The following is an 11,173-nucleotide window of genomic DNA, read 5'->3' as shown; positions in this document are numbered from 1 at the left end:
GTGTAGCCCGCCTCCTCGAAGGCCGACGGTTGGTACCAGACGAGCGACTTGAGATCGGCCTTGACCGGCACGCCGTACTGCTCTCCGTCGACGTTGCCGAAGACGGTCCAGCTCTCGTCCCAGTTCTCGGCGGTCGCGGCTGCGGCTTCGTCACCCAAGGGGAGGACATCGCCGGCGCGGGCGAAATCGGCGAGCTTGCCCGGCTGCGGGAAGATCGAGACGTCGGGCGGGTTGCCGCCGGCGAGCTGGGTGTTGATGTTGGTCTCCCACGCGGCATCGCCGAGGTAGGTGACGTCGACGCCGTTCTCGGCACCCCAGGCGCCGAGGACGTCCTGGATCGCTCCGGCTTCGGATTCGTCGCGCTCGGGTCCGGTCACGATGATCTCGTCGCCGCTGCGCTCGATCTCGAGCGGTGCCTCGGTGTCGGCCGGTGCTTCTTCTGCTTCGCCCTCGTCTTCGGCGGCGGCCTCTTCGTCCTCGGCCGCCTCGGTGTCGTCGGTCGCTTCCTCGGAGTCGTCGGCTGCTGCTTCGGTGCCGTCGGTCTCGTCGCCGGAGTCGCTGCTCGACTCGGAGCCGTCGCTTCCGCATGCTCCGACGACCAGCGCCAGTGCAACGGGAACGGCAGCCAGCTTGATGCTGCTCTTTCTCATTGGGTCCTCCCCCTCAGATGTGGAATATCACCGGGCTTCGCCCGGAAATGTAAACGCTTACATATGACGGCGTCCGCGTCAAGTGCAGATGTGTGTGCCGTCAGCGATTCGGGGGGCCGGTGGTGGAGCGTTCGATCAGCGAGATCACCGGTCGGACCGGCCCCGTCAGATCGACCGACGCGGTGACGTCGTGGGCGCTCGCGCCGGGGGTCGCGCTGGTGGTCGTGGCGGTGCGAGCCGCGTCGGCCATCGCTGCGATCAGCAGTCGGGCCACGAGCGACCCGTGGTCGGCAACGGGTTGGTGGATCGTCGTGAGCTCGACCACCCGCGAGAACTCGTGGTCGTCGACGCCGATGATCGAGATGTCACTGCCGACTCCCAGCGATCGCTCGCGGCAGGCGATCAATGCCCCGAATGCCATCTCGTCGGACATCGCGAACACGCTCGTCGGTGGATGCGGACCGTCGAGAAGTGGTGCGATCGCCTCGTAGCCCCCGTCGAGGCTGAAGTTCCCGTTGTGGAGATCGCCGTCGTCGACCGAGACTCCCGCAGCGGCGAGGGTTCGGCGGAATCCGCGCCAGCGGGCATCGGGGACGTCGAAACTCATCGGACCCTCCGGACGGCCACCGATCGCCGCGAACCGGCGATGGCCCAGAGACAACAGGTGCTCGGCCGCCAGCTGTCCGACGAGTTCGTCGTCGATGCACACCGAGGGATGTCCGACGATGTTCGACCCGATCGTGGCGACGCCGACCTTGCGACGTTCGAGCGACTCCACCTGGTGGGGCTCGATCGTCACGTCGACGAGGATCAGGGCGTCGGTTCGTCGTTCGAGCCGCTGTGACTCGTCGAGGAGGCGATTCCGTTGCTCGGGTGTCGGTACCGCGATGACCTGGAACTCGAGCCCAGCGTCGGCACAGACCGCTTCGGCGCCGGCCACGACGGTGGAGAAGTACCAGCCGCTGAGCGAGGGGATCGCGAGGGTCACGGTTCGGGTCCGGCCCGCGGCGAGGCGGGTGGCCGCCGGATCGGGGTGATAGTCGAGACGCGTTGCGACGGCTTGAACCCGGTCACGCGTCGATGGGGTCACGTTGGGGAGGCCCCGGAGCGCTCGGCTCACCGTCGCGACCGACACCCCGGCTTCGGTGGCGACGTCCTCGATCGTGAGTCGGCGCGGGGGCGTTCGCGATCGTGTGGTGTCGTCGTGGGCCATGTGCTCGTCTCCGTCCGGTCGGAGTGTAAGCGCTTTCATCGATCGGAGAAAGCGACGAGGGAGTACGGTCGTCGCGATGGCAGCTCCGGGGTCCGGACCCGTTCATCTGTCGGCGCACGATGCCGAACGCGTGATCTCCCTGATCGATCTCACCGATCTCAACGACGATCACTCGCCCGACGCGCTGCGATCGCTCGTCGACCGGGCACTCGAACACGGTGTCCCGGCCGTCTGCGTGTGGCCCGAGTTCGTCGGACTCGTCGCGACGATGCTGGCGGAGCAGGCCGATCGCGGCGGGTGCCTGATCGCCACCGTGGTCAACTTCCCCGGCGGCGCGGACTCGATCGCCGACGTCTCGGCGTTCACGATCGACGCCCTGGATGCGGGGGCCGACGAGATCGATCTCGTCCTGCCGTACCGGTCATTCGCCGCCGGCAATTCCGCCTCGGGGCGTGAAATGATCGAGGCGATCGCTGCGATCGTGCACGCGAGAACGGGTCGGAGTGGTCGCCGCGGCAAGTTGAAGGTGATCCTCGAGACCGGCGAACTCGGCGACCCCGCCCTGATCAGGAGCGCGGCGGACCTGGCGATCGATTCCGGTGCCGACTTCATCAAGACGTCGACCGGCAAGACCGCCGTGAGCGCCACGCTGGACGCTCTCTCGAGCATGGTCGATGCGGTCGAGGCCGCCGACCGCACGATCGGACTCAAGCCGTCCGGCGGGATCCGATCGGTCGCCGAGGCGGTCGGCTACCTCGCGCTGGTCGACGATCGACTCGGTCCGGAGTGGGCCACCCCGGCGACGTTCCGTTTCGGAGCGAGCTCGTTGCTCGACGATGCGATCGCCGTCGCGTTGACCGCCTGATCACCACGGCGCCACGAGCGCCCTCGACCGTCAGGGGAGAGTCAGCGGGAGGGGCGCAGAAACGTCCATGTGCTGCCCCGATGGCTTGGGCTTGAAGTTGCCCTTGCCGCGAGCTCCGTTGATCGCCTCGGTGTTCTGGGCCAGCGAGATCGTCACGTGTGCCGCGGCATCGCTCATCTGGTCGAGCGCCGTGAGGCTCAGGTTGTCGATGTCGTCGCACGACAGGTGGTAGCACCCGTCGTACTGCTCGCCGGCCGTGCCGCCGTACAGCGCGACCTGCTCCTCGGTCTTGATTCCCTCGGCCCCGGTGAACAAGCCGCCCGCCGGAATCCCGACCTCGATGAACGGTCCGTAGTCGGACCGCCCGCTGAACGCCGTCGGCTCGTTCGCCAGACCCTGGCTGTCGAAGTAGTCGACGAAGAGTTCCTCGATCTGCGCCGATCCCTCGGGTGCGCCGCTCGGCGGCGGTTCCGAGTCGGAGAGATCGCCGTCGTAGACGAAGCGGGCGAAGTTCGGTGAGCCGACCATGTCGAAGTTGAGCATCGCGGCGATCTGGTCGATCTCGTCCTGCGACAAGCTGTCGACGTAGGCCTCCGAACCGAGGAGTCCCGATTCCTCGGCACCGAACCAGATGAAGCGAACGGCGTTGCGCGGCTTCACCTTCTTCATCTGCTCGGCGATCTCGAGGATCGTGGACGATCCCGATCCGTTGTCGTTGATGCCCGGTCCGACACCGACCGAGTCGAGGTGCGCTCCGACGACGATCACGTTGTCGGGATCACCCCGTTTCGACTGGGCGATCACGTTCTTCGTGGTGTAGGTGCCTGGCCGCCAGTCGATCTTGAACTGAGCGGTTTGTCCGGTGTCTCCGGCGAGAACGCCGTTGGCCAGCGCGATCCCCGCATCGAACGTTGCGGCCATCGCCGGGAAATCGGTCCCGCTGAAGTCGATCCACAGCGATCCGGTCTCTCCCGGCTGTCCGGTCTGGATGACGACGATTCCTCCCGCGCCCGCTCCGAATGCGTTGAACACCGGATTGAACCCGCAGCCGCTCCCCGAGAACAGGTCGAGTTGGACGACCGCGATCGACCCGGCTTCCATCCCGTCGAAGTCGGACGCTTCGCAACCGCTGGTGGTGAGGTCGTCGGATGCGGTCGGCACGTTGAGGTCGGCCGCCCAGACGGGGGCGGTGATGTCGGTGCCGTACGCGGCCGTGTTGTACATCGAGCCGAAGTCTCCGCCTGGTTGCGCGCCCGCGATTCCGGCCACGAACTCGCGGCCGCCCTCGACCGCCAGCACGGGTGCTTGCCAGTCGGCGAGGAAGTCCAGGTCGTATTCGAACTCCTGGATCGTGACGTCGTAGCCGGCGGCCTCGGCTCGGGCCGCGACGTAGTCCGCCGAGTCCTCGTAGCCCGGGGCGCCGGCGAGTCGGTTCGCGCCGTTGGCGTCGGAGATGTCCTGGAGCGCCTGCTGATGTTCCAGGATCCCGTCGACCGTGACCGCGGCGCGGAGCTTCTTGGAATTGTTGTTGTTCGGAGCGGCTGCGACCGGTTGGACCGCGGCGACCGCGAAGGCGGTCGCGACCACCACTCCACCGAGCGTCCAACGCTTCGATGTCCGACGAACTCCGCTCATCTCGACCTCCCACGCTCGAATCGGCGTCTCGGCGTCAGAACGACCAGGCGCCACGACGACCCTCGCGCCATGAGGCACGGGTGTCAAGGGAGGCCGGTCCGACGACCGTCCCACTCGCGCCCTCGGCAGGATTCGAACCTGCGACACCTGGTTCCGGAAACCAGTGCTCTATCCCCTGAGCTACGAAGGCAGTGCGACGGCAATCTATCTGCCGGTGGTCAGTTCGGCGCGATCGGGCAGACTTGGATCGCATGTCTGATCCCGCCGCCACGCTCACCCAACTGCTGCGCCCCGTGTTCGACGACCTCGTCGGTTCCGAGGCGGTTGCGGAAGGTGAATCCCCCGACCCCACCGTCCGGCCGTCGGATCGCGCCGACGTGCAGATCAACGGTGCGCTCCCGCTGGCCAAGAAGCTCGGGGTCAACCCTCGGGAGCTGGCGCAGCGGATCGTCGACTCCGGTGCGCTCGCCGAGATCGCCGACCTCGAGATCGCCGGCCCGGGGTTCATCAACGTCACGTTCTCGGCGTCGTTCCTCGCCGATCAACTCGCCCCCGTTGCGGCCGACGACGATCTCGGAATCGGCGTCGATCCGGATCCCTTGCAGGTCGTCGTCGACTACTCCGCGCCGAACGTCGCCAAGGAGATGCACGTCGGTCACCTCCGTTCGACGGCGATCGGCGACGCGCTCGTGCGCACGCTGGAGGCGCGGGGCCACACGGTCAAGCGCGAGAACCACGTCGGTGACTGGGGAACCCCGTTCGGCATGCTCATCGAGCACCTCCTCGACATGGGCGAGACCGAGGCCGCCGCCGCGCTGTCGCTCGGCGACCTCAACAGCTTCTACAAGGAGGCGCGCGTCAAGTTCGACGGCTCCGAAGAGTTCCAGGAGCGGTCCCGTCAACGCGTCGTGCAGCTGCAGGGCGGCGACCCCGAGACGCTGCGGCTCTGGGAGATCCTCGTCGACCTCTCGGCGGCCTACTTCAACACCGTGTACCAGAAGATGGGCGTGCTCCTCACCGACGACGATCTGGTCGGCGAGAGCTTCTACCAGCCGCTCATGCCGGGCGTCGTCGAGCGCCTGAGCGCGGCCGATCTCATGGTCGAGTCCGATGGCGCCGATGTGGTCTTCCCGCCCGGCTTCGTCAATCGCGAGGGCGATCCGCTCCCGCTCATCATCCAGAAGGGCACGGGTGGGTTCAACTACGCGACCAGCGACCTCGCGTGCATCATCGACCGCACCGAACGGATCGGTGCCGACCTCATCCTGTACGTGGTCGACGCCGGCCAGTCGCAGCACTTCCAGATGGTGTTCGCCGTGGCGCACATGGCGGGGTGGCTCCACGACGACGTCGAGGCCGTGCACATCCCGTTCGGCATCGTGCTCGGGACGGACCGCAAACGCTTGAAGTCGCGTTCCGGGGAGCCGGTGCGGCTGGTGGCGCTGCTCGACGAGGCGGTCGCCCGCGCCGACGCAGCCATCGCCGAGAAGAACCCCGATCTCGACGAGGCGAACCGGGCCGCCGTCGCTCGCTCGATCGGGATCGGTGCGGTGAAGTACTCCGACCTGTCGACCGACCGGATCAAGGACTACGTCTTCGACTTCGACCGGATGCTGGCCTTCGAAGGAAACACGGGGCCGTACCTGCAGTACGCCCACGCCCGCATCTGCTCGATCTTCCGTCGTGAAGGTGTCGACCGCGCATCGGTGCGTTCGGTGGCGATCGATCTGGCCGAGCCCCAGGAGCGGGCATTGGCGCGTCACATCCTCGCCTTCCCGTCGGCGGTCGACGCGATGCTCGAGACCTACAGCCCGCACAAGCTGTGCACCTACGTGTACGAACTAGCGACGGCATTCAGCGCGTTCTACGAGCACTGCCGGATCAAGGGTTCGATCGAGCCGACCTACTCGAGCCGATTGGCGCTCGCGGATCTGACCGCCCGCGTGCTCGAACGCTCGCTCGGACTGCTCGGCATCGACGCGCCGGAGCAGATGTGACCGCCCTCGATCGGCGGCTGCTCTCGGACAACACGGCGGTCGGGCCCGACGGAATGCTCGCGGTCGGCGGTTGCTCGATCGCGGACGTGGCGGCGGAGTACGGCACCCCGGTGTTCATCTACGACGAGCAGCATCTCCGCGATCGGTGTCGCGAGGCTGTCGCCGCGTTCGGTCAGGACCGCGTGATCTACGCGACCAAGGCGTTCCTGTGTCGGGCGATGGCCAGGCTCGCCTATGACGAAGGGATGCTGCTCGATGTCGCGTCGGGTGGGGAGTTGCACGTCGCGATGGCGGCCGGCGTTCCCGCGTCGGCGTGCACGTTGCACGGCAACAACAAGTCGACGGCCGAGTTGCGTCAGGCGATCGCGGCCGGGGTCAAGCACGTGATCGTCGACTCGTTCGACGAGTGTGACCGGATCGACGCGCTGCACGCCGCGGGCGTGGGGCCGGTTCCCGACGTGGTCCTGCGGATCACGCCGGGGGTGAGCGCTCACACCCACGAGTTCATCTCGACCGGACAGAACGATTCGAAGTTCGGGTTCAACCTCGCAAATGGAGATGCGGACCGTGCCGTCGACCGCGCCCGTCGCTCGGCGTCGATGAACCTCGTCGGCGTCCATTGCCACATCGGGTCCAACGTGTTCGAGGCGTCGTCGTTCGCGAAGGCCGCCGAGGTGATGGCCGACTTCGCGGTTCCGCTCGATCTGCCGGAGCTCGTCCTCGGAGGTGGCCTCGGGGTCGCCTACATCGAGGGTGAGGAAGCACCGACGATCACCCAGTGGGGCAACGTGCTGCTCGATGCGTGCGAGTCGCTCGGCGTGCGCTCGCGCGTGAGCGTCGAACCGGGGCGGTCCATCGCTGCAGCCGCCGCGATGACCGTGTACACCGTCGGCACGATCAAGGACATCCCGGGCGTCCGGACCTACGTGTCCGTCGACGGCGGGATGAGCGACAACCCGCGGCCGGTGCTCTATGGATCGGGTTACGAATCGTTCCTGCCACGCTGCGTCGACGACGAACGTGAACTCACCGCGCGTCTCGTCGGCAAGCACTGTGAATCGGGTGACGTGCTGGCATTCGCCGCCCGACTCCCGACCGATCTCGCGGTCGGCGACCTCCTGGCGATGCCGGTCACCGGCGCCTACGGACACTCGATGGGATCGAACTACAACAAGATCACGCGCCCGCCGGTCGTGTTCTGCGCCGACGGTGATGCGCGCCTCGTCGTGCGCCGCGAATCCTTCGACGACCTGCTCGCCACGGACGTCTTCGTCGAGGGCTGAACACAGCGCGACTCCACGTCGGTCATACTGGCGGGGCACCGACAGGACGTGCACCACCTCAGGAGGAACGCAGACATGGGACTCATGGATTCGATCAAGAACATGACCAAGGGCAAGAAGCCGCAGGTCAAGCAGGGCATCGACAAGGGCGCCGACATGATCGGCGACAAGGCCGGGAGTCACAAGGACAAGGTCGACAAGGGCGCCGAGATGGCGAAGGACGCCGTCGACAAACTTCCCGACTGAAACCGGGCCGACCCCGACACCGCTCGACGAAATCCATCCACCGACGGCGCGGACCGTACGATGCGGCGCATGTCGAAGTGGATCAACATGTTGCTCGACCTCATCCGTCAGGCGGTGGCGGCGCGGTCCGAGCGCGATCCGATCGCGGGCAAGACGACGCGACGCTCGGCTCCACCGACCCGCCCGGTGGAGCGCGGCGTGCGTGTCGAGTACACGCCCGAGATCGACGGAGAGGCCGATCCCGGCGAGGTCGTGTGGGCGTGGGTCCCGTTCGAGGAGGATCCGAACCGCGGCAAGGATCGTCCCGTCGTGGTCATCGGTCGGACCAACACGCCGCAGGGGGCGCGTCTCGCCGGCGTGGCGCTCACGTCGAAGAACAAGGGACGCGACGATCACGTCCCGGTCGGTACCGGTGACTGGGATCCGAAACACCGCGACAGTTGGGCCAAGGTCGACCGGCTGCTCCTGCTCGACGACGACGATGTCCGCCGGGAGGGCGCCGTCCTTGCTCGCAATCGCTTCGATGACGTCGTCGGGAACGCCGCCCGGTACCACGATCTCGTGCGCGCCTGAACCGCCCCTGAACCGCCCTCGGTACCGCCCTCGGTACCGCCCTCCGTACCGCCGCTGAACCGCCGAGGTCTCGGCCGCGTCGATCCCGTAGCCTGGCGCCGTGAGCAACGTTCTCGATCACCCCGCTGTCGATCGGCCGAAGGTGGTGCGCATCGGAGTTCTCGGCTGCGGCAACGTCGGAGCGGCGCTCATCGACATCGTGCGCAACCGCGCCGACGTCGTCGAACAGCGGACCGGAATCCGACTCGAGGTCACTCGCGTCGCCGTCCGCAACATCTCGGCTCCCCGTGACGTCGAGGTCGGCGAGGACGTCCTGACCCGTGACGCGATGGGTGTGGTCACCGACCCGGACATCGACCTGGTCGTCGAATCGATCGGTGGGATCGAACCCGCTCGCGAGCTGATCCTCGCCGCGCTCGCCCACGGCAAGCCGGTGGTCACCGCGAACAAGGAACTCCTCGCGAACGTCGGCGCCGAGCTCTACGCCGCCGCCGACGAGGCCGGGCGGGACCTCCTGTTCGAAGCGGCGGTCGCCGCCGGAATCCCGTTCGTCCGCGTCCTGCGCGAGAGCCTGTACGGCGAACCGATCACGCGGATCCTCGGGATCATCAACGGCACGACGAACTACATCCTCACCAAGATGACCGATGCCGTCGACGCCGGCGGAGACGCCGACTACTCCGCGGCGCTCAAGGACGCGCAGAGTCTCGGGTTCGCCGAACGGGACCCCACCGCCGACGTCGAGGGATACGACGCCGGGGCCAAGGCGGCGATCATCGCCACGGTCGCGTTCGGTAAGAAGGTCGTCGCCGGCGACGTCTACCACCAGGGGATCAGCAACGTCACCGCCTCGGAGATCGCGATCGCCCGACGGCTCGGGTACGTGGTGAAGTTGCTCGGCATCGTCGAACGCGATCCGTCGTCGGACGAGATCAGCGTGCGTGTGCACCCGACGATGGTTCCCGATCAGCACCCGCTGGCGACCGTGCGTGACAGCTTCAACGCGATCTTCGTCGAAGGGGACTACGTCGACTCGGCGCTGTTCTACGGTCGCGGCGCCGGGGGAGCGCCGACTGCGAGTGCGGTGTTCGGCGACGTCATCGACGCCGCAATCAACCTCCGCGCCGGCACCCACGGTTCGGTCGGCGCGCTCGGAAAGGCGACGATCAAGCCGATCGACGAGACCTCCGCGGAGTACCTGCTCGGCCTCGATGTCGCGGACCAACCGGGCGTGTTGCACGCGGTCACCGGAGTGTTCGCCGAGCACGGCGTGAGCATCCGCGTCGCCGAGCAGGAGGGCAACGGTCCGGACGCTCGGCTCGTGTTCATCACCCACGTGGCACGTGAAAGCGACGTACAGGCGACCGTGCGCGAGCTCAATGGCCTCGAAGCGGTGCTCGCCGTCGGTGGACTGATCCGGGTCATCGGAAACTGAGGGCGACCGGAATGCGCTACGTCTCCACCCGCGGCCGCGCCCCCGAACTCGGCTTCGCCGAGGTTCTCCTTGCCGGGCTCGCGAACGACGGCGGTCTCTACGTCCCTGCCGAATGGCCGCAGCTCAGCACACCGCGCCAGCGTGGCGGCTCCTATGTCGAGCGAGCCGTCGAGGTGATGCTGCCCTTCGTCCAGCCCGACATCGACGAGGTCACGCTGACTCATCTGTGCACCGAGGCGTACGGTGCGTTCCGCCATCCGGCGGTCGTGCCGCTCGTCCAGACCGGTGCGAACCAGTGGGTGCAGGAACTGTTCCACGGTCCGACGCTCGCGTTCAAGGACGTGGCGCTCCAGCTCGTCGGGCGGTTGTTCGACCACGTCCTCGCCGAGCGCGGGCAGCGGGTCACCATCGTCGGCGCGACCAGTGGTGACACGGGATCGGCCGCGATCGACGGTGTGTCCGGATGCGACAACGTCGACATCGTGATCCTGTATCCGCTCGGACGCACGAGCGAGGTACAACGACGCCAGATGACGACCGTCGACGCACCGAACGCGCACGCCGTGGCGGTCGAAGGCACCTTCGACGACTGTCAGGATCTCGTCAAGGCGATGTTCAACGACGCCGCATTCCGCGAGCGCAACAACCTCTCGGCCGTGAACTCGATCAACTGGGCGCGGGTGATGGCTCAGACCGTCTACTACGTCGTTGCGGCCGAGATCTTCGCCGAGCCGTCCACGTTCGTCGTCCCGACGGGCAACTTCGGCAACGTTCTCGCCGGATGGATCGCCCGCCAGATGGGCGCTCCGATCCGTGACTTCGTGCTCGCGTCGAACAGCAATGACATCCTCACCCGCTTCGTCAACGACGGCGACATGACGGCTCGGCCCGTGCGGCCGAGCCTCAGCCCGTCGATGGACATCCAGGTATCGTCGAACTTCGAGCGCCTGTTGTTCGAGATGAACGGTCGCGACGGCGGACTGACGACCGAGCAGCTCGATCGGTTCCGTCAGGTGGGCCGCCTCGACGTGGAGGCGGACCAGCGTGCGCAGTTCATCCAGGGGACATTCCGGGCGGCCGCGTTCGACGACGACGCGACACTGAACGAGATCGCTCGGATCCGCGCCGAGTCGGGGATGTTCGTCGATCCGCACACCGCGACAGGGACCGCCGCGGCGCGGTTGCTCGGTGGCCCGGGCGGACCGTCGCACCCGATGATCACGCTGGCGACCGCCCACCCGGCGAAGTTTCCCGATGCCGTCGAGCAGGCGACGGG

The 11,173-nt window shown here is 67.3% G+C and carries 10 protein-coding genes and 1 tRNA gene; 7 read left to right on the top strand and 4 right to left on the bottom strand.

The window, feature by feature from the left end; all coding sequences use genetic code 11:
- Together WBV89_RS21710 and WBV89_RS21705 are read right to left on the bottom strand one after the other, a co-directional pair.
- On the bottom strand, positions 1–650 hold a 650-nt coding region (locus tag WBV89_RS21710), incomplete at its 3' end, for an extracellular solute-binding protein (protein WP_423983416.1).
- A gap of 100 nt (positions 651–750) precedes the next feature.
- The gene (locus WBV89_RS21705; protein WP_423983415.1) at positions 751–1,863 is read right to left on the bottom strand and encodes a LacI family DNA-binding transcriptional regulator; all 1,113 of its coding nucleotides are present in this window, start codon (positions 1,861–1,863) and stop codon (positions 751–753) included.
- 76 nt (positions 1,864–1,939) lie between these two features.
- Between WBV89_RS21705 and deoC the strand changes: the two genes are divergently transcribed.
- Entirely contained in the window at positions 1,940–2,728 is a 789-nt protein-coding gene (gene deoC, locus WBV89_RS21700; protein ID WP_423983414.1) for a deoxyribose-phosphate aldolase, read from the top strand.
- A gap of 30 nt (positions 2,729–2,758) precedes the next feature.
- On the opposite strand, the gene WBV89_RS21695 is transcribed toward deoC, so the two are convergent.
- Together WBV89_RS21695 and WBV89_RS21690 are read right to left on the bottom strand one after the other, a co-directional pair.
- A complete protein-coding gene (locus tag WBV89_RS21695; RefSeq protein ID WP_423983413.1) occupies positions 2,759–4,363 on the bottom strand; it encodes a M28 family metallopeptidase in 1,605 nt (534 codons plus the stop codon).
- A gap of 117 nt (positions 4,364–4,480) precedes the next feature.
- A tRNA-Arg gene (locus WBV89_RS21690) sits at positions 4,481–4,553 on the bottom strand.
- Positions 4,554–4,614: 61 nt separating this feature from the next.
- On the opposite strand from WBV89_RS21690, the gene argS reads away from it, so the two are divergent.
- The 6 genes from argS to thrC all read left to right on the top strand — a co-directional run.
- On the top strand, positions 4,615–6,360 hold the full coding sequence (gene argS, locus WBV89_RS21685; RefSeq protein WP_423983412.1) for an arginine--tRNA ligase: 1,746 nt from the start codon (positions 4,615–4,617) through the stop codon (positions 6,358–6,360).
- Complete coding sequence (lysA, locus tag WBV89_RS21680) at positions 6,357–7,643, top strand: diaminopimelate decarboxylase (RefSeq protein ID WP_423983411.1); 1,287 nt, start codon at positions 6,357–6,359, stop codon at positions 7,641–7,643. The genes argS and lysA overlap by 4 nt, the downstream gene beginning before the upstream one ends.
- A 75-nt stretch (positions 7,644–7,718) precedes the next feature.
- Positions 7,719–7,889 carry an antitoxin gene (locus WBV89_RS21675; protein ID WP_423983410.1) on the top strand — a complete coding sequence of 57 codons (171 nt, stop codon included), beginning with the start codon at positions 7,719–7,721 and terminating at the stop codon, positions 7,887–7,889.
- A 69-nt stretch (positions 7,890–7,958) separates the two neighbouring features.
- A complete protein-coding gene (locus tag WBV89_RS21670) occupies positions 7,959–8,462 on the top strand; it encodes a type II toxin-antitoxin system PemK/MazF family toxin (RefSeq protein WP_423983409.1) in 504 nt (167 codons plus the stop codon).
- A 100-nt stretch (positions 8,463–8,562) separates the two neighbouring features.
- Positions 8,563–9,897, top strand: coding sequence for a homoserine dehydrogenase (locus WBV89_RS21665; protein WP_423983408.1), 1,335 nt, complete (start codon positions 8,563–8,565; stop codon positions 9,895–9,897).
- An 11-nt stretch (positions 9,898–9,908) separates the two neighbouring features.
- On the top strand, positions 9,909–11,173 hold a 1,265-nt coding region (gene thrC / locus WBV89_RS21660), incomplete at its 3' end, for a threonine synthase (protein ID WP_423983407.1).

It is taken from the genome of Ilumatobacter sp. (assembly GCF_049588435.1).
GTDB lineage: Bacteria > Actinomycetota > Acidimicrobiia > Acidimicrobiales > Ilumatobacteraceae > Ilumatobacter_A.
Note: the sequence above shows the minus strand (reverse complement) of the source record. Positions and strands in the feature narration are given on the sequence as shown.

Coding starts and splice junctions, on each gene's coding strand:
- WBV89_RS21705 (WP_423983415.1), bottom strand. CDS start 1,863: ATGGCCCACGACGACACCACACGATCGCGAACGCCCCCGCGCCGACTC.
- deoC (WP_423983414.1), top strand. CDS start 1,940: ATGGCAGCTCCGGGGTCCGGACCCGTTCATCTGTCGGCGCACGATGCC.
- WBV89_RS21695 (WP_423983413.1), bottom strand. CDS start 4,363: ATGAGCGGAGTTCGTCGGACATCGAAGCGTTGGACGCTCGGTGGAGTG.
- argS (WP_423983412.1), top strand. CDS start 4,615: ATGTCTGATCCCGCCGCCACGCTCACCCAACTGCTGCGCCCCGTGTTC.
- WBV89_RS21675 (WP_423983410.1), top strand. CDS start 7,719: ATGGGACTCATGGATTCGATCAAGAACATGACCAAGGGCAAGAAGCCG.
- WBV89_RS21670 (WP_423983409.1), top strand. CDS start 7,959: ATGTCGAAGTGGATCAACATGTTGCTCGACCTCATCCGTCAGGCGGTG.